Genomic DNA, 18,949 nt, shown 5'->3' with positions numbered 1-18,949 from the left:
ATGATCGATACCGACCGACTGATCGCTGCCGATCCGCAGGAAGGAGAAGGGCGGGTGGACCACGCCATCCGCCCCAGGCGCCTGGCTGACTATATCGGCCAGCCCCGGGTCAGGGAACAGCTCGAGATCTTCATCCACGCCGCCCGGGCCCGGGACGAGAGTCTCGACCACACCCTGGTATTCGGCCCGCCTGGACTCGGCAAGACCACCCTGGCCAATATCATCGCCACCGAGATGGGCGTGGGCCTGACCTCGACCTCCGGTCCGGTGCTCGAGCGTGCCGGCGACCTGGCCGCCATGCTCACCAATCTCAAGGCCGGTGACGTCCTGTTCATCGACGAGATCCATCGACTCTCGCCGGTGGTGGAAGAGATCCTCTATCCCGCCATGGAAGACTTCCAGCTGGATATCGTCATCGGTGAGGGCCCTGCGGCCCGCTCGATCAAGCTCGATCTGCCCCCCTTCACCCTGGTCGGGGCGACCACCCGAGCCGGTCGTCTGACGTCACCGCTGCGCGACCGTTTCGGTATCGTGCAGCGCCTCGAGTTCTACGCCATCGACGAGCTGACCGAGATCGTGGCACGCTCGGCGCGCCTGCTCGAGGTACACACCGACACAGATGGCGCCCGTGAGGTGGCCAGGCGCTCCCGTGGCACGCCACGTATCGCCAACCGGCTGCTGCGGCGGGTTCGCGACTTCGCCGAGGTCAAGGCGGCAGGGCGCATCACCGCCGAGGTGGCCGACCAGGCGCTCAACATGCTCCACGTTGACCACCATGGCCTCGACCATATGGACCGTCGCCTGCTGCTGGCGATGCTCGAGAAGTTCGACGGTGGTCCGGTGGGGGTGGATTCGCTGTCGGCGGCCATCGGCGAGGAGCGCGACACCATCGAGGACGTGATCGAACCCTACCTGATTCAGCAAGGTCTGATGATGCGCACCGCACGAGGCCGGGTGGTGACGCGCCAGGCCTGGACCCATTTCGGCATGGCCCCTGACGACCAGGCCTTCGACGCTTCCAACGACTGACCCGAGACGAGGATTTCCGTGAACGACTCCATGTCCATTCCCCATCTGATCATGAACGCCAGCGGCGTGGTGCAATTTGTCATGCTGCTGCTGATGATCGGTTCCGTGCTTTCCTGGATCGTGGTGTTCCAGCGCAGCTTTGTGATGCGCCGTGCACGCAAGGCGCATCGCGCCTTCGAGGACCGCTTCTGGTCCGGCGTCGACCTCAACGAGCTGTATCGAGACGCCCCGGCCGAGGGCGAGACCCAGGGCGCCGAGCACATCTTTCGCGCCGGCTTTCGCGAGTTCAATCGGTTGATGCCGAAGACCCGCAGCCCCCAGGCGATCCTCGACGGCGTCCAACGCAGCATGCGGGTGGCCTGGTCACGTGAAGAAGAGCGCCTGAACCTGCACCTGGTGTTCCTCGCCACGGTGGCCTCGGCCAGCCCCTATATCGGCCTGTTCGGCACCGTCTGGGGCATCATGGGCTCCTTCCAGTCGCTGTCGATGGCCCAGCAGGCGACCCTGGCCACGGTGGCACCATGGATCGCGGAGGCGCTTGTCGCGACCGCCATGGGCCTGTTTGCAGCGATCCCCGCGGTCATCTTCTATAACCGCCTGTCGGCGGAATCGTCGCGCCTGCTTGGCAAGTACGAAGACTTTGCCGAGGAGTTCCACTCCATCCTGCACCGCAACCTGCAGGGCCGGCCCGACGCCGGCGCCGCCTGATCAAGGAGACGCCGCATGCTTGGACCCTTCAATCGCCGTGGGCGCAGCAAGCCCATGGGGGAAATCAATGTGGTCCCCTTTATCGACGTCATGCTGGTGCTGCTGGTGATCTTCATGATCACCGCGCCGATGCTGACCCAGGGGGTCAAGGTCGACCTGCCTCAGGCGACCTCGGAGCCGATCGAGGACACCGAAGACACCGACCCGATCATCGTCTCGGTGGACAAGGAAGGGCAGTACTTCATCAGCCTCGGTGGCGACGAGACCCAGGTCAGCCTGGACGAGTTGAGTGACCGGGTGGTCATTCTGCTCGAGCGCAATCCCGGCACGCCGGTCATGGTGCGGGGTGATCGCAACGTCTCCTACGGCCAGGTGGTGACCTTGATGAGCACGCTGCAGGTCGCCGGCGTCGCCAACGTCGGGTTGATCTCCGAACCCCCGCCCCAGGACGGTTAGGAGCGCTCATGGCGAAACCACAGCGGCGAAAGACACTTAAGCGTTCCGCCGGGCGAGTTGGCTATGGTCTGCCGACGGTGCTGGCCGTTGCCCTGCACCTGGGTATCCTGGTCATCAGTGTGATCAAGTGGCCGAGCAGTGAACCCGAGGCGCCCAACAACGCCATCGTGCAGGCTACCCTGATCAGCACCGAGACACGTACCGATCAGGCCCAGCAGGCGGCCGAGGCACGCACGCGCGCGGCCGAACGTCAGGCTCAGGAAGAAGCCGAGCGCCAGGCCCAGGAGGAGGCCGAACGTCAGGCCCGCGAGGCCGCAGAGCAGCAGGCCGCCGAAGAGGCCGAGCGTCAGGCGGCAGAACAACAGGCTCAGCAGGAAGCCGAGCAGCAGGCAAGGGAAGAAGCTGCCGAGCAGGCTCAGGCGGAAGCCGAAAGGCGGGCCGCCGAGGCCGAAGCCGCCGCCCAGCGCAAGGCCGAAGAGGAAGCCGAGCGTGAAGCCGCTCGCCAGCAGGCCGAGCAGGAGCGCCAGGCCGAAGCCGAGCGACGTCGTCAGGAAGAGGCGGCGCGACAGCAGGAGGCCGAACGACAGGCCCGCGAGGAAGCCGAGCAGAAAGCAAGAGAGGAAGCCGAGCAGCAGGCAAGAGAGGAGGCTGAGCGCAAGGCACAGGAAGAAGCCGAACGTCAGGCCCGCGAGGCAGCCGAGCAGAAGGCCAGAGAGGAAGCCGAGCAGAAGGCCAGAGAGGAAGCCGAGCAGCAGGCAAGAGAGGAAGCCGAGCGCAAGGCACAGGAAGAAGCCGAACGTCAGGCCCGCCAGGAAGCGGAACGCAAGGCACAGGAAGAAGCCGAACGCCAGGCCCGCGAGGCCGCCGAACAGAAGGCCAGAGAAGAGGCCGAGCGGCAGCTTCAGCGGATCATCGAGGGCGATTCCAGTGCCGTCTCCAACGCCGAACAGGGGAACGAGGCCGCCAATGGCTTTATCCAGCTGGTGCGGCGTGCGGTGGAGCAGGCCTGGGTCATCCCGCCCAATGTGGGCGACGGCACCACCGCCGAGGTACAGGTCAGGTTGGGGCCCTCGGGTGAAGTATTTGCTGCAACGGTCACACGTTCGAGCGGAAACGCCGCCTTCGACAACTCCGCCATCCAGGCGGTGGAGTCTGCTGCTCCGTTCACCGAACTGCGAGACCTTCCCAGCGGCGTGCAACGCGACTATCGTCAATTCAATCTGCGATTCAGACCGGGAGACATTCGCTGATGAGAGCCTTGAATGCGAGTTGGTGGACCAGGAGGGTCAGCATGACCGTCGCTCACACAAGCCTTGCCAAGCGTCTGCTTGCTGTTGTGGCAGGCATGCTGGTATGGCTGGCCGGGCCAGCAGCCCAGGCCGATCTGACCATCGATATCACCCGTGGCAACGAAAGGGCCACACCGATCGCGGTGGTGCCCTTCGCCGACCAGGCGGGTGGGCTACCGGAGGATATCGCTCAGGTCGTCTCCGATGACCTGGAGCGCAGCGGCTACTTCGAACCGTTGCCGCGCTCAGAGATGTTCAACCAGCCCTCGACCAGCGAAGAGGTCACCTACGGTGACTGGCGCAGTCTCGACTCGCGCTACCTGGTGGTCGGCAGCACCAGTCAGGAGGGTGGCCAGGTCAAGGTGCGCTTCGAGCTTCTCGACGTCAGTGGCGAGACCCGGCTGCTGGGCGAGACGGTCACGGCATCGAGTTCCGATCTGCGCGGCGCGGCGCACTATATCAGTGACCAGATCTTCGAGGAGATCACCGGAATTCGCGGCGCCTTCTCGACCCGCATCGCCTATGTCACCTCGCAGGGGGTGGGCGACAACACCCAGTACGGGCTCTATGTGGCCGACGCCGATGGGCGCAACAGCCAGCAGGTCCTGACGTCCGATGAACCGATCATGTCACCGGCCTGGTCGCCGGATGGCGGCAAGCTGGCCTATGTGTCCTTCGAGACCGAACGGCCGGCCATCTACGTGCAGAATCTTGCCACCGGTCAGCGCGTCAAGCTGACCGACTTCGAGGGGCTCAACAGCGCACCGAGCTGGTCGCCGGATGGCCGTCGCCTGGCGATGGCGCTGTCCCGGGACGGCCAGCCCGAGATCTACGTGATGGATATCGGCTCGCGCAACGTTCAGCGTGTCACCAACTCCTCGAGCATCGAGACCGAGCCGGCCTGGGCGCCGGACGGCCGCTCCCTGATCTTCACCTCGGACCGCTCGGGCGGCCCCCAGATCTATCGCCAGAGCGTGTCCGGTGGTGAGGCCGAGCGTCTGACCTACACCGGCAACTACAATGCTCGTGGTCGCCTGTCGCCGGATGGCGAAACATTGTTCTTGATCCACCGCGGCAACAATGGCTATCAGGTGGCCAAGCAGGACCTCGAGAGCGGGCGTCTGGTGGAAATCAGTGATGCCCAGCAGGCCGAATCTCCCAGTATCGCGCCCAATGGCACCATGGTAATCTTCGCCACCCAGCAGGGTAGCACCGGGGTGCTGGGAGCGGTCACCGCCGATGGACGTGCGCAGTTCCGTCTGCCCGCCGCCCAGGGCGATGTCCGTGAGCCGGCCTGGTCCCCGTTTCTGAACTGATTCGACGGCCATATGCCGATGAATCGACTTTGATGCATCACGCAAGGAGAGTGACACGATGTTTCTCAAGCCCTACGCCCGTTCGCTGGCCATCGCCGCTTCCCTGGCCGTTCTGGCTGGCTGCTCCAGCACCGGCGGCACCCAGGACGGCAGCGCCGCAGGCACCGGTACCGGCGGTACCATGGGTGGCACCGGCATCGGTACCGGCACCGCCGGCAGCGGCCAGGTCAGCGGCTCCGGCTATGGCACCGACGGTGCCGGCCAGATGGCCGACGGCCGCATCCCGGAAGTGCGTACCATCTACTTCAACTACGACAGCGACGCCATCCGTCCCGAGTTCGAATCGGTGGTCAACGCCCACGCCCAGTACCTGAGCAGCAACCCCAACGCCTCCGTCGTGCTGCAGGGCCACACCGACGAGCGCGGTACCCGCGAGTACAACCTCGCGCTTGGCGAGCGTCGTGCCGGGTCCGTCGAGCGCTACCTGCGCCTGCAGGGCGTCAATCCCTCGCAGATGGAAGTGGTGAGCTACGGCGAAGAGCGCCCCGCAGCTCGCGGCAGCAACGAGGATGCCTTTGCACAGAACCGCCGTGTGGTCTTTGCTTACTGAAAGCCACTGACGTCGGACGTGGGAGAAGTCAATGAGACACAGTCTTAAGGGACTGTGCGGCGCGGGAGCCCTGGTGCTCCCGTTGTCCGTCATGGTACCCGCCATCCTGTCACCTGCACTGGCTCAGCAGCCGGTCGTCAGAGACCTCAGCGGTGGCAACAGCTTTTACGATCAGACGGCCACCCAGGCCCAGGCCAGCGGCAATCTCGCACTGTTCAACCAGGTCGAGCAGCACCAGCGCGAGCTTCGAGAATTGCGCGGGCAGATCGAAGAACTGCGCTACCAGCTCGATCAGCTCAAGCAACAGAGTCGCCAGCAGTACATGGACCTCGATCAGCGCATGTCCGAGTTGCCGCGCCAGGCAGCGTCGCCAAGCGCCCCGAGTGAGCCCACGGAGCCGCCGAGCGAATCTGCAGACAGCAGCGGCAGCGGAGCATCCTCATCGTCCTCTGGTCAGGCCAGCGATGATGCCAGGGAGGCCTATCAGTCGGCGTTCTCCAAGGTGCAGTCGCGAGACTTCGATCAGGCGATCAGCGACTTCGATACCTTCGTCGATCATTATCCCGACTCCAGCCTGACCGCCAACGCCTACTACTGGCTCGGTGAATTGCATTCGGCACAGTCGTCCTTTGGCGATGCCGCCGTTGCCTTCGAGACCGTACTGGACCGTTTTCCCGACAGCAGCAAGGTTCCCGATGCCATGTACAAGCTGGGACTGCTGAAAGCGCGGCAGGGAGATACCGAAGGCGGCCACGCACTTCTGGAATCCGTCCAGCAGGACTATCCTGACAGCAATGCGGCGTCTCTTGCCGATGACTATTTGCGTCAGGCCGGGGCCTGATCAAGGAAGCGCCATGACCGAGTGCAAGATTGACTACCAGGCACCTGAAGACCTGCTCAAGGATCGCATTCTGCTGGTGACCGGTGCCGGAGACGGCATCGGGCGTACCGCGGCGATCGAATACGCACGTCGCGGGGCCACCGTGATTCTGCTGGGCCGCACCACCGCCAAGCTCGAGAAGGTGTACGACGAGATCGAGGCCGCCGGAGGCCCGCAACCGGCGATCTTTCCGTTGAACTTCGAAGGGGCGACGCTCAAGGACTACCACGATATGGCCGAAGCGCTGGACAAGGAGTTCGGCCGGCTCGACGGTATCCTGCACAACGCCGGGCAGCTAGGGCGGATCACTCCGTTCGAGCAGTACAATCCGGAACTGTGGGATCAGGTCATGCAGGTCAACATCAACGGGCCCATCTGGATGACCCAGGCGCTGTTGCCACTGCTGACCAAGTCTGCCGACGCCTCGGTGATCTTTACCTCGTCGAGCGTTGGCCGCAAGGGGCGGGCCTACTGGGGCGCCTATTCGGTCTCCAAGTTCGCCACCGAAGGCTTTGCCCAGGTACTGGCCGAGGAGATCGATCATCTGGGGACCCTGAGGATCAACACCCTCAACCCCGGGGCAACCCGCACCGCCATGCGCAAGAGCGCCTACCCGGGCGAGGACCCCATGAGCCTTCGGACCGCAGAGGACATTATGCCGACCTATCTGTGGCTGATGGGCCCTGACAGCAAGGGCCGCAACGGGGAAGCCTTCGACGCCCAGCCGCCGAGAAGCTGACGTCACAGGCAAGCGAAGCGAGCAACGAGCGTTGCAAAAGGAACGGCGAGCCAATAGGCCCGCCGTTCCTTGTGTCCCACCGCTGAAACTGTCGATCCCGACCCCAGCGCCAGCGAACCGACGCACAGGTCGCGCCTCGCGTCGTCGTGCAGGGCCTCGGCCGCCGCCCTCGCTGCTCGTCGACGTCTGGCTTTCAGCAACGTCTCAGTGGCCTCTCAGTGGCCTCTCAGCGTCCTCTCATTAGACTCTCAGTGCCTTTTCAGCGCCTCGAGAACCGCCTCCGCGGTATCGAACCAGCGGTCGGCCGGCCAGTCCCGGTAATCTTCTTCCTCGGCAATGTAACCATAACCCACGGCGATAGCCGGCATGCCCGCGGCTTTTGCCGCCTGCATGTCGCGCACGTGGTCGCCTAGATACCAGCACGCCTCGGGCGCGACGTCGAGGCGCCTGGCCGCCTCCAGCAGTGGTTCTGGATGTGGCTTCTTCACCGGCAGGTCGTCTGCGCAGAGCATGACGCCCGGCGCGAGTCCCAGCGCCTCGACCAGGGGCTCGGCATACAGACGTGGCTTGTTGGTGACGATCCCCCAGGGCCGGTCGAGGCCATCCCAGTGGAGCAGCAGACGGTCGAGCGGCGGGAACACCTGGCTGTGTTCGGCCACCGCTTCGGCGTAGAGGTCAAGCAGCTGCTGACGTGCTGCCGCGTGGTCGGGATGCTCGCTTTCGAGCCCCAGCGCGAGGGTGACCAGGGCGCTGCCACCATTGGACACCTGGGCGCGAATGGCAGGGTAGGGCAGCTCGTCCAGACCATGCAGCCGGCGCAATCGATTGGTGGCCTGGGCCAGGTCAGGGGCGGTATCCACCAGGGTGCCATCAAGGTCGAACAGCAGGGCGTGAGGTAGCGAATCGTTCACGCGGTCTCCTTGCGACAGATCATCAGGTAGTTGACCGAGACGTCGTTGGCGGACAGCGAGAAGCGACGAGTGATCGGGTGGTAGACCAGACCGCTTTGCTCCTCGATCTCGAGTCCAGCGTCACGGCACCAGCGGGCCAGTTCGGCTGGGCGGATGAAACGGGCGTAGTCATGGGTACCACGAGGTACCATGCCGAGCACGTATTCCGCGCCGAGAATAGCCAGGGCGTAGGACTTGGGATTTCGATTGATGGTCGACAGCGCGAGCTGTCCGCCGGGCTTGAGCAGGCGAGCGCAGGCACGCACGATGGCTTCGGGATCGGGCACGTGCTCGAGCATTTCCAGGCAGGTCACCACTTCGAAGCGCTCCGGCGCTTCCTCGGCCATGTCTTCGACGCTGATGTAGCGGTATTCGAGAGCGACCCCCTGCTCATCGGCGTGTTGACGCGCAACCGCGAGCGACGCCTCGGCCAGATCGATACCGGTCACCCGAGCGCCGCGGCGTGCCATGGCCTCGGAGAGGATGCCTCCGCCGCAACCGACGTCCAGCACTTCGCGTCCGGCCAGTCCCACTCTGGCGTCGATGAAATCGAGCCTCAGCGGGTTGATGGCATGCAGCGGTTTAAATTCGCCTTCGGGATCCCACCAACGTTCGGCCAGCGCGGAGAACTTGTCGATCTCGTTGTGGTCCACGTTGGCGGAAGGGGTATCGGATATGCTCATCTGTATCTCCAGGGCGTTCCATGCCGCCGATGTCAGCGGACCGAGTTCGTCTGGTACGCTATTCTACGCATTCCCTGTTCCGAGTCCCATGGCCCAGATCGCCATGGACGACAGCCGAACCCAATTTCGAGAAGAAGGAAGTCTCATGATCCGCAAGGCCGTTCTCCCCGTCGCAGGTTTTGGCACACGGTGTCTGCCGGCGTCCAAGGCCATCCCCAAGGAAATGATCACCATCGTCGATCGCCCGGTGATCCAGTACGTGGTACAGGAGGCCGTTGCGGCGGGCATTCGTGACATCGTGCTGGTGACCCACGGCACCAAGAGCGCCATCGAGAACCACTTCGACAAGCATTTTGAACTGGAGGCCGGGCTCGAGGCCAAGGGCAAGACCGAGCTGCTCGAGGAGCTGCGTGCCATCGTTCCTGCCGACGTCAACATCATCAGCGTGCGTCAGCCTGAACCTCTGGGCCTCGGCCACGCGGTGCTGTGCGCTCGTCCAGTGATCGGTGACGACGAGCCCTTTGCCGTGCTGCTGCCGGACGTACTGGTCGACGATGATGGCCTTGAGCGCAATGACCTTGCCGGCATGATCGACGCCTTCGAGCGCACCGGACGCTCCCAGCTGATGGTGGAAGAGGTTCCACGCGAGCTGGTCTACAAGTACGGCATCGTTGCGCCCAAGGGCGAGTCTCCCGAGCCCGGTGAGTCCTGTGAGCTTTCCGGCCTGGTCGAGAAACCCAAGGTCGAGGAAGCGCCCTCCAACCTGTCGGTGATCGGACGCTACATGTTGCCGGGTCGTATCTTCCCGCTGCTGGCCAAGACCCCGCCCGGCGCCGGCAACGAGATCCAGCTGACCGATGCCATCGAGGAGCTGCGCGTCGCCGAAGGCGTGGACGCCTACCGCATGCAGGGCACCACCTACGACTGCGGCCACCAGCTCGGCTACCTGGAGGCGATCCTGGCCTATGGTCGGCGCCACTCCCGCTATGGCAAGGGCTTCACCGAGCTGCTGAAACGCTACGCCGCCGAGGACTGAAGCCATGAAGGTCGTGATACATGGAAGTGAGCTTTCGGCAGCCACCGCTGCCGCCGCGCTCTCCTGGGTTGGACATGATGTCTGCTGGCAACCGCTGGATCGCCGCTGGAGCGAGCTCAAGGATAGTGACTGGCTGATCCGTGAGCCTTCGGTACTGCAACGCCTGACGGAGGCCATGGAGGCCGGGCACCTGACCCTGGAGCGGAACAGCGAGGTCGACAGCCCTGATATCGACGTGCTGTGGCTGGCCTTGTCACCGACCCAGCGCGACGATGCCAGCCGTCTGGTGGAGGAGAACGCCTCGCGTCTTGCCGACGGTGCCATCATCGTCAACAACGCGACCTTTCCGGTGGGCGACACCGAGCGGCTCGAGTCTGTGCTCGAGGGCCAGAACGTGACCTCGGTGGCACTACCTGACACCCTCGAGGAAGGGCGGGCCTGGGAAACCTTTACCCGCGCCCGCAGCTGGCTGCTGGGCTGCGACGATGACCACGCCGAGCGCCAGGTGCGAGAATTGATGCGTGCCTTCAATCGGCGTCACGAGGTGTTCAAGCGGATGCCTCGACGCGCCGCGGAGCTGACCAAGCTGGCCATCAATGGCATGCTGGCGACCCGTATCAGCTACATGAACGAGATGGCCGGGCTAGCCGACACCCTGGGCGTGGACGTGGAGTACGTGCGTCAGGGCATGGGGGCAGATCAGCGCATCGGCTATGAATACCTGTACCCCGGTTGTGGCTTCGGCGGCCCCAATTTCAGCCGGGATCTGGTGGGCCTGGTGGATGTCCAGTCGGCCAGCGGCCGCCACTCCGAGTTGCTCGACCAGGTGCTCGAGATCAACGAGCACAAGAAGGAGACGCTGTTCCGCAAGCTGTGGGCTCACTATCAGGGGCGTCTGGAAGGCCGTACCGTGGCCATCTGGGGGGCTGCCTTCAAGCCCGGCACCGCACGCATCGATCATGCGCCCGTGCTGACCCTGCTGCGCGCCCTGTGGGCCCAGGGTGTGCACGTCAGATTGCATGACCCCGCTGCGCTCCCTGCCGTACGTGCGGTGGTCGGTGACCACCCGCTGTTGAGCCTGCATCAGGACGACCCACTCGACGCCTGCGATGGCGCCGATGCGCTGATGCTGGTCACCGAGTGGAAGGCCTACTGGAATCCTGACTGGATGGCGCTGAAACGACAGCTGGAGGGCGCCCTGATCCTCGATGGTCGCAATATCTATGACCCCCAGTACGTCGCCGCCCAGGGCTTTCACTATCGCGGCATCGGCCGACGCGCCGATCCGTCAACCTGATATATCGATCAGGGCCTGACAGCCGAACCATCGGCCCGGCACCGGGTCTGTCCCGTAAAGAGCGCAGTATTTACTGCGCTCTTTGCTTTGGTGTCTTGTTCTGTCTTGGCCAGACCAGGCCTGGCCCGACCTGAGCTGCTCGAGGTGTCATCGGTCAATGACAGTCGCCGAGATTCTGGGCGACAAAGTCCCAGTGAATCAGCGGCCAGAGTTGCTCCACCGGAGACTTTCCACAGCCAAGATCCATGACCAGCAGCGGCCTGCCCGATGCGGCATCAAGCCGCTGGCCACGCGCACTGATCGTCAGGCTCATGCCACGGTTGGAGTGCAGCAGCCACAGCCAGCCTGGCCGCCGGTTCCCTTGCTCCTGTTCGTCTTCGACCCGCCCGTGCATCGCCTCTCTCAATCCTGTAAAGGAACCGAACGTCTGTGTCAGTTCCTCGTTCAGTCGACCCTCCGGTGCTGTCGGGCGCGGTAACAGGCAGTGCCAGAACAGGGTAAGGTTCCAGGCTTCGACAGCGTGTTCGAGCACCTCACCTTGGGCCTTTGACACTACGTCTTCGAGGGACCTCGTAGCCGTGCCTGAGCCGCTCGCCCAATGATTGAGCGCTGTCAGATGACGTTGATGGTCCCCCTGATAACGATCCTCGACCCAGGCCTTCGAGAGGTAGGGTTCCAGTTGGTGGCTATCGAAGGGCAGCGCGGGCAATTCAAGGATCATGGGGACTCCGGGTTCGTGAACGTCATGGTGAAGCGAGGTATGGCAGGTGCCCCACAGCAAGGCGTTGATCGGGATAGCGCTAACGCGTTATCCGTCTGCCGTGCGTAAATATGGTAAAAAACCTTACACTATCAGCCAACTTTGGCCGCCAAGGCCCGTGGCACGTGATCGGCCCTGAGCCAGCGATGCCATCCGGTGCCACAGTGCCACACGCTGAACCGCAAGGAGAGTTTCATGGGGCATCCACCGGAAGTCGGCCGTCCGGGCGCTATCGTACCCGATCCAGGAGAGAGTGTATCCGCCGCTCGCTATCGCCGGCCCCCGGCGCCTAGACTTTGGCCGTTATGGCTACTGGTGCTGTTGATTATCTGTGCAGTGGGGGCCGCTGGCTGGCTGGCCTGGCAGGAACGTCAGCGGCTCGAGGGTGAGCTGACCCGCTTGAGGGGGGAGTTGTCCAACATTCATGCGCGGTTCGATGCCGAGCAGGGAGAAGGGGACCTGGTGGCGGACATCCAGCGTCGAGTGGCCGAACTCGAACAGCGGGACGATGCCCTGGCCCAGCGACTCGAGTCGACCGCCGAGGATATAAGAAACACTGTTTCCGAACAGGCACAGACAACGCTGGACCAACACAGCAACAACGCCGACACTCTGCAGGATGTCGAAGAGCGTATCGCCTCCATCGCCGATACGCTGGCGGCGACACGCACATCGCTGGGTGCCGTTGAACGAGCCGGCGACAATGCCCGAGGTGCCCTGGAGGCTCGCATGGACCGCTTCGATGATGCCCGCGAGTCCTTTGCCGGCCGGTTGGGGTCGCTGACCACCAGGGTCGATGAGGTGGTAACGCGCCTGGATACCCGACTGGGCCAGCTACTGCCGCGGTTCGACACCCTGGAGCAGCGGCTTGCCTCCCTGGACGAGGACGTTGAAGGCCTGCGCCAATCGCGCCAAGATGGTGCGGAGGAACGTCGCGCAATGGAAGCCAGGCTCGAGCAGCGCCTGGATGCGCTGGATGACAGCGCCCGGTCGCTTGGCGCCGATCTTCGCGAACTGCGTCAGTCCCAGCTCGCGTTCAGCGCCCAACTGGAGGCGCTGCGTTGATCCAGCACCCACGTCAGGAAAGCCAGTCTATTATGGAAAATCGCGTTCCCGCTCGTTCGGGTCTGGGTCCGTTCGTCCGTCGATCAGGGGCCGCCCTTTGCCTGGTCTCGGTGTCGGTGCCGGCCCTGGGCATGGATGCCGAGATCGTCGGTATCGAAGGGGATATGGCCAACAATGTCGAGGTCTACCTGCAGGGGCTCGACGGCAGCCAGTATCGTGTGGAGCGGCTGCGCAACGAGGTGGTTCGACTGACCCAGGAGGCGATGCGGGTCTACGGCTACTATGAACCGCAGATCGAGATGCGTTTCGACCGCGATGACGAGCCCCAGGAGGTCTTCCTCACCATCGACAAGGGGGAGCCGGTCAAGCTGGAAGTGATCGATTTCACCCTGGAGGGCGACGCCCGCGATGACGCCCCCTTTCAGTTGGCGATCGACGCCTATCCGCAAGAGGAAGGCGACATCCTCAAACACGCCCCCTACGAGAGTCTCAAGGGTAGGCTGCAGGGCCTGACCGTGGAGCGAGGCTACTTCGATTGGCAGTTCACCGATGAGCGCATGGAAATTCGCCCCTGGGCCAACAGCGCCCGGCTGTACTTGGGCATGGACAGCGGGCCGCGCTATCGCTTCGGCAGGGTCAATTTCAAGGGCCATCACATCGTCGAGGAACGCCTGCGCAATCTGGTGCCCTTCGACTACGGCGATCCTTACCTGGCAAGCGACGTCGCCGAACTCAACAACCAGTTGAGCGAGACCGAATGGTTCGGCTCGCTGACGGTACGCCCCCGCCTGGAACGCCAGAAGGGCTCCCTGGCGCTGCCCGAGAACGACAATTGGTGGTACTCGGTGGACGTCGCGGAGATCCCGACGCCGTACCAGGGGCCGCGGATCAGCCGCGACGCTCTGGCGGTGGCGCTTGGACTGTATCCACCGGAATTCCCGACCATGCCGATCGATGTCAGCGTGACGCCGGCGGATCGTCACCAGTTCGAGGCGGGTATCGGCTTCGCCACCGATGTGGGGCCGCGCCTGCAGTTCTCCTGGGAGCAGCCCTGGGTCAACCGCTACGGCCATAGCTGGACCAATCAGCTATATCTGTCGGCACCGGATCAGCAGTTCAGCGGCACCTACAAGATCCCGCTGGAGGATCCGCTCAACGATAGCTACCGACTGCAGTACGGGCTGCGCCAGCAGGACATCGAGGACACCGAAAGCTTCGAGAGTACTGTCGATTTTGGTCGGCACTGGGTGTTCGAGAATGACTGGGAGCAGACGGTCTATCTGCGCGCCACCTACGAGGACTTTACCCAGGGGGAGCAGTCCGATCAGGTGCTGCTGCTTTATCCCGGGGTAAGCTGGTCGCGTACCCGTACGCGCAACCCTCAGTTTCCCACCTGGGGCGATCGTCAGAATCTCGAGCTGCAGTACTCCAGCGATGCCTGGGGCTCTGATGCCGAGTTCTTCCGCATGACCGGCGATACCGCCTGGATCCGCAAGTTGGGTGACGACAACCGCTTTATCGGCCGACTGGGTGTCGGCGCGATCAATACCGACGATTTCGAGAAGATTCCCCCTTCGCTTCGCTTCTTTACCGGTGGTGACTCCAGCGTGCGTGGCTACAGCTACGAGTCGCTGTCGCCGGAAGACGAGAACGGCGACCTGGAAGGCGGTCAGCACGAGTTCACCGCCAGCGTCGAGGCCCAGCGCCGGATCACCGGCAAGTGGTGGGGCGCGGCCTTCTTCGATGTCGGTGACGCCTTCTCCGAGTGGTGGCCGGGCGACCTGAACAAGGGCGCGGGTCTGGGCGTGCGCTGGATTTCTCCGGTCGGCCCGATCCGCTTCGATGTCGCCCATCCCTTCGATGACGAAGACGACAATTTCCGGCTGCACTTCGCCATCGGGCCCGAGTTTTGAACCCGATGCCGCTGGCCCCTGACACGAGGCTTCAATGAGAAAAGGACGCGCCCTGTGGGCCCTGACACGTCTGCTGATCTGGCTGCCGTTGACCCTGGTTGGCCTGGTGCTGCTGATTGGCGGCCTGGTGCTGAGTCCCTGGGGCACCCGAATGGCGCTGGATCAGGGCCAGCGCATGGGCTTTCTCGAGTACGAGGCGGTCGAAGGCGCGCTGCTCGACACCTTTGCGCTGGATGGCTTTCGCATGGAGATGGGCAGCCTGCGGCTGTCGGTGGACGCGTTGTCGCTGTCCTGGGCAGAGGACTGCGTTCTTGATGGCCGGCTGTGTCTTGATTACCTGAGGGTGTCGGGTACCGACGTCCGCCTGGGCGAGAGCGAAGCCGCGGAGGAGCCTCCCGTAGAACCCGAGCCGACCAGCGCCGAGCCGGGGCCCCTGGCGCTGCCGTTTCCCGTCGAGATCCGTGAACTGGCGGTCGAGGACGTCGCCGTGCAACTAGCCGACGGCACTCGACTGGCCTGGGACAGCTTCACCACCGCGGCGGTGGCCGAGGGCGATACCCTTAGCGTTCGACCTACGCGCCTGGCGGGTCTTCATCTGACCCTGCCGTTGACGCCCGGCGCCATGCTGGCCCTGAGCGACGCCGAACACGAAGGGCCCATCGTCAGCGCCGAGGCCATCGACGCCGCCATCGCGGTGCGCTCGCCGTTGCCGAGCGAGGCCGCCGCCGAGATGGAAGGGGCCGCAGCCAAGGCCGATGACATCCCGCTGGATGAGCGTGAGCGTCTGGTGCTGCCCGAGGTCACCTTGCCACTGGCCATTGAAGTACCCGAACTGGTGGTCGAGGACACCACCGTCGACGGTGCCTTCGACTACCACGTCGAGCGTCTGGACCTGAGTCTCGATGCCCGCGGTCAGACCGTTACCATCGAGCCCCTGGCGGTGGCCTCCGCCGATGCCGACGCCGAGCTCCAGGCCCGCGCCACGTTGAGCGGCGACTACCCGCTGGAGCTCAATTTTGCCGCCGATCTGTACCTGCCGGAAATCTTCCCGGCGCTGTCCGGCGAGCGGGTCGAGCTGAGTGCAGCCGGCAGTCTGGCCGACCTGGAAATCGACCTGAAGACCTCGGGCCCGGTGGACACCCACCTGGTCGCCCGACTCGACGCCCTCGACCCCACGTTGCCCTTCAGCGCCACCTTCCAGAGCCCCAGACTGCAATGGCCGCTGCCTGGCATGGACAGCCCCCTACCTGAAGGCATCGAAGAGACTGGCGAGGTGAGCGACGCCGAGACAAGCGCACCAGACAATGCTGAAGCTGGCAATGCCACCGCTGCCACGGCCGAGGTGGAGCCGTGGATCGCCCGCGATCTGGATCTCGCCATCGAGGGTTCCCTGACCGGCTATACGCTGCAACTGGCCCTGGCCGCCGAGGGACCGGATGTACCGCCAACCACCCTGGCCCTTCAGGGCCAGGGGGATCTTTCACAGTTTGCCTGGGCGCCGCTTGAGGTCGCACCGGAGGGCGCCGGCGCTCTCAGCACCGAGGGACGTGTCGACTGGTCTGACGGCGTCTCGGTGGAGGCGGCAGCGACCCTCACGGGCCTTAATCCGGAACCCTTCGTCGAAGGGCTCGCGGGGGATATCGACGGCACCCTGCAGGTGGCGTTCACCCAGACCGATGAGGGTTGGCGGGTGGAGGTGCCGGCGCTGGATATCGAGGGAACCCTCGATGGCCGACCGCTGTCGCTGGAGGCCCAACTCGCCGGCAACAGCAATATGCAATGGGACATCGACAGCCTCGATTTCCGCCAGGGCGACAATCGCATCCAGGCCGTCGGCCAGGTCAGCGAGTCCAACCTCGACGTCGACGCCGAGATATCACTGCCGGACATGGCGAGCCTGTATCCGGGGCTTGCCGGCCAGCTATCCGGTGACATCACGGCCAGCGGCAGCCTCCAGGCGCCCCAGCTTGACCTTGCCTTGAACGGCAGCGGGGTGGCGTTTGAGGAGAATCGCGTCGGCGAACTGTCGCTGTCCGGCCGTGTGGCCGGTATCGACGACCCCGAGCTCGATATCGGTCTTGAGGCAAGACAGGTCGAAGCCGGTGGCCAGCGATTCTCCGATATCGCCCTGGATCTCGATGGGCGGCTGTCGGATCACCGCCTGGAGCTCACCGTGGAGGGCAGCGAAGACGGGCCACTCAACCGTCTGGTGCTGGCCCTTGACGGGGCCATGAACGAGGCCCGCGACCGCTATCAGGGGACCTTGTCGCCGCTGGAAGTTACGCTGCCCCAGGGCGATATCGCCCTCGATGATCCGCTGAGCTTCGAGGCCGACCTGGCCGCGGGGTCGGTCCAGACCGAGCCCTTCTGCCTGGCACGTCGCCAGGGCGGCGCCGTGTGCATCAGCGAGCCGCTGAGCGCCTCGGCGGACGCCGGCTCGCTGACCCTCGAGATCAATGAGCTGCCCATGGACCTGGTCAACGAGGCCTTGCCTCAGGGCTGGGCCATCGACGGCGACACCGGCGCTCGTGTCGTCGCTGGCTGGTCGGCCGGCGGCAGTCGCTGGCAGGCCGACGTCCAGGTCGACAGCGAGGTCAGCGTGACCGGCGAGGACGCCTATGGCCAGCCTTGGTCGGTGCCTGCCACCAGCATGTCGCTCAGTGCAGACGCCAGCGAGGCCCGCATCGACATGGACCTGGCGCTGTCACTGGCCCAGAGCGGCGATATCGACCTGGCCCTGGCCATCGACGATCCCATGGGGCGCGGCGGCCTGGACGGCACCCTGACCATTACCGACGTGCGCCTGGCACCGTATCAGCCATTGGCGGCCGGCCTCGATGAACTCGAGGGCAGTCTTGGCGGCACCATCCGTATCGCCGGCAGCCGCGAGGCACCCGACCTCAGTGGCGACATCAGTCTGACCGGGCTCAGGGTCCACGGTGGTGATATCCCCCTGGCGGTCACCGACGGACGGCTGGATATCGCGCTGTCCGGCGACAGCGCGCGGATTTCCGGCCATGTGGACGCCGAGGAAGGGCGCCTGAATATCAGCGGTGACGCCGCCTGGCCTGACGGTAGCTGGGAGGCCAACATGGCGCTGTCCGCGGTGCAGGATCCACTGCTCGCCGCCATGCCGGCCTTCGGCAAGCTGAAGCTGGCCCCGGACCTGACCATCACCGCCAACCCCTCGCGACTGCGGGTACGTGGCGAGGTGCGGATCCCCTGGGCCAGGCTCAAGGTCGGTGACGTTCCGGCGTCCGCGGTCACCCCGAGCGGTGACGAGATCATCATCACCCGCGAGATGGACGAGGAGGCCAAGGAGGCCGAACGGCGTGCCCAGGAAGACCCGGTAGGAGAATCCACCGCCGAGGCCATGGCCGAGGCGGGCATGGCCATCGACATCCGCGTACGGCTGCTGCTGGGACCCGACATGCGCCTGAGCGCCTACGGTCTGCAGACCGAGCTCGAAGGGGATCTGGAGGTGCGCCAGAACAACGGGCCGCTGCAGTTGTTCGGCGACGTCAGCCTGGTCGATGGCCGCTTCCGTGCCTACGGCCAGGATCTGCAGATTCGCCAGGGCAAGCTGATCTTCGCCGGCCCGCCGAGTCTGCCGACGCTGGACTTCGAGGCCATCCGTAACCCGGCCAGCACCGAAGACGGAGTGATCGCCGGTCTCAAGGTCACCGGTACCGCCAGCCAGCCCGATCTGGAGATCTTCTCCGAGCCGTCGATGGACGAGTCTCGGGCGCTGTCCTACGTGCTGCGCGGCCGGGCGCCGGATGACAGCGGCGACTCCAGCGGCGCCCTGACCTCGGCGCTGATCGGCCTGACCCTGGGCAAGACCGGGGGGGCGGTAGGCGCCATGGGTGAGGCCTTCGGCATCCAGGATCTGTCACTGGATACCTCCGGCAGTGGCGAGAGCAGTCAGGTGGTGGTCAGCGGCCGTCTCACCGACCGTCTGGAGGTGGGCTACGGCGTCGGCATCTTCTCGCCCATCGCCGAGCTGACCCTGACCTACCAGCTATGGAGGAGCCTCTACCTGGAAGCCGTCTCCGGCGCCGCCCAGGCGGTGGACCTGATCTACACCTGGAGCCTGCCGGGAGATCCTCCGGAACTGCAGTGACCAAGCGCGCAGCACTCCACGCAACACACGGCGTAAAGCACAAGAGCCCCGGCCATGGCCGGGGCTCTTGTGTGATGATGCGTGACATTGTTTGA

Annotated in this window: 16 protein-coding genes; 13 read left to right on the top strand and 3 right to left on the bottom strand. The window is 64.7% G+C overall.

From position 1 onward, the window contains the following. From ruvB to KUV74_RS15850, 8 genes are all read left to right on the top strand, one after another. Positions 1-1,029 (top strand): Holliday junction branch migration DNA helicase RuvB, encoded by a 1,029-nt coding sequence (gene ruvB / locus KUV74_RS15885; protein ID WP_045992045.1) that lies wholly within the window; start codon positions 1-3, stop codon positions 1,027-1,029. Positions 1,030-1,059: 30 nt separating this feature from the next. Then, positions 1,060-1,737, top strand: a complete 678-nt coding sequence (gene tolQ / locus KUV74_RS15880) for a protein TolQ (protein ID WP_181248684.1) — start codon at positions 1,060-1,062, stop codon at positions 1,735-1,737. A gap of 15 nt (positions 1,738-1,752) precedes the next feature. Beyond that, the gene (gene tolR / locus KUV74_RS15875) at positions 1,753-2,193 is read left to right on the top strand and encodes a protein TolR (RefSeq protein ID WP_108133603.1); all 441 of its coding nucleotides are present in this window, start codon (positions 1,753-1,755) and stop codon (positions 2,191-2,193) included. A gap of 8 nt (positions 2,194-2,201) precedes the next feature. Further along, positions 2,202-3,443, top strand: a complete 1,242-nt coding sequence (gene tolA, locus KUV74_RS15870; protein WP_222516821.1) for a cell envelope integrity protein TolA — start codon at positions 2,202-2,204, stop codon at positions 3,441-3,443. Between the two features lie 95 nt (positions 3,444-3,538). After that, positions 3,539-4,798 carry a Tol-Pal system beta propeller repeat protein TolB gene (gene tolB / locus KUV74_RS15865; RefSeq protein WP_219906541.1) on the top strand — a complete coding sequence of 420 codons (1,260 nt, stop codon included), beginning with the start codon at positions 3,539-3,541 and terminating at the stop codon, positions 4,796-4,798. Positions 4,799-4,856: 58 nt separating this feature from the next. Further along, positions 4,857-5,408, top strand: a complete 552-nt coding sequence (pal, locus tag KUV74_RS15860) for a peptidoglycan-associated lipoprotein Pal (protein WP_222516820.1) — start codon at positions 4,857-4,859, stop codon at positions 5,406-5,408. A gap of 31 nt (positions 5,409-5,439) precedes the next feature. Further along, positions 5,440-6,249, top strand: a complete 810-nt coding sequence (gene ybgF, locus KUV74_RS15855) for a tol-pal system protein YbgF (protein WP_222516819.1) — start codon at positions 5,440-5,442, stop codon at positions 6,247-6,249. Between the two features lie 13 nt (positions 6,250-6,262). Next, positions 6,263-7,027, top strand: coding sequence for a YciK family oxidoreductase (locus KUV74_RS15850; protein ID WP_108447928.1), 765 nt, complete (start codon positions 6,263-6,265; stop codon positions 7,025-7,027). Positions 7,028-7,275: 248 nt separating this feature from the next. On the opposite strand, the gene KUV74_RS15845 is transcribed toward KUV74_RS15850, so the two are convergent. Both KUV74_RS15845 and ubiG read right to left on the bottom strand, forming a co-directional pair. Beyond that, positions 7,276-7,938 (bottom strand): HAD family hydrolase, encoded by a 663-nt coding sequence (locus KUV74_RS15845; RefSeq protein WP_222516818.1) that lies wholly within the window; start codon positions 7,936-7,938, stop codon positions 7,276-7,278. Next, a complete protein-coding gene (gene ubiG / locus KUV74_RS15840) occupies positions 7,935-8,660 on the bottom strand; it encodes a bifunctional 2-polyprenyl-6-hydroxyphenol methylase/3-demethylubiquinol 3-O-methyltransferase UbiG (RefSeq protein WP_108133608.1) in 726 nt (241 codons plus the stop codon). The genes KUV74_RS15845 and ubiG overlap by 4 nt, the downstream gene beginning before the upstream one ends. Before the next feature lie 145 nt (positions 8,661-8,805). On the opposite strand from ubiG, the gene galU reads away from it, so the two are divergent. Both galU and KUV74_RS15830 read left to right on the top strand, forming a co-directional pair. Next, a complete protein-coding gene (galU, locus tag KUV74_RS15835; protein WP_045992053.1) occupies positions 8,806-9,696 on the top strand; it encodes a UTP--glucose-1-phosphate uridylyltransferase GalU in 891 nt (296 codons plus the stop codon). A gap of 4 nt (positions 9,697-9,700) precedes the next feature. Then, the gene (locus KUV74_RS15830) at positions 9,701-10,993 is read left to right on the top strand and encodes a nucleotide sugar dehydrogenase (protein WP_222516817.1); all 1,293 of its coding nucleotides are present in this window, start codon (positions 9,701-9,703) and stop codon (positions 10,991-10,993) included. A gap of 154 nt (positions 10,994-11,147) precedes the next feature. Here the strand turns inward: KUV74_RS15830 and KUV74_RS15825 are convergent, their stop codons facing one another. Continuing rightward, positions 11,148-11,714: a Fe-Mn family superoxide dismutase gene (locus tag KUV74_RS15825; RefSeq protein ID WP_222516816.1), complete on the bottom strand. Its 567-nt coding sequence runs from the start codon at positions 11,712-11,714 to the stop codon at positions 11,148-11,150. A 234-nt stretch (positions 11,715-11,948) separates the two neighbouring features. Between KUV74_RS15825 and KUV74_RS15820 the strand changes: the two genes are divergently transcribed. From KUV74_RS15820 to KUV74_RS15810, 3 genes are read left to right on the top strand one after another with little or no spacing between them, the layout of a single operon-like run. After that, the gene (locus KUV74_RS15820; protein ID WP_146164684.1) at positions 11,949-12,818 is read left to right on the top strand and encodes a hypothetical protein; all 870 of its coding nucleotides are present in this window, start codon (positions 11,949-11,951) and stop codon (positions 12,816-12,818) included. A 32-nt stretch (positions 12,819-12,850) separates the two neighbouring features. Beyond that, a complete protein-coding gene (locus KUV74_RS15815) occupies positions 12,851-14,731 on the top strand; it encodes an autotransporter assembly complex protein TamA (protein ID WP_222516815.1) in 1,881 nt (626 codons plus the stop codon). A 34-nt stretch (positions 14,732-14,765) separates the two neighbouring features. After that, entirely contained in the window at positions 14,766-18,854 is a 4,089-nt protein-coding gene (locus KUV74_RS15810) for a translocation/assembly module TamB domain-containing protein (RefSeq protein ID WP_222516814.1), read from the top strand. Positions 18,855-18,949: the final 95 nt, after the last annotated feature.

Source organism: Halomonas sp. DP1Y21-3, assembly GCF_019801245.1.
Lineage (GTDB): Bacteria > Pseudomonadota > Gammaproteobacteria > Pseudomonadales > Halomonadaceae > Halomonas > Halomonas litopenaei.
This window is presented reverse-complemented; position numbering and strand designations above follow the sequence as displayed.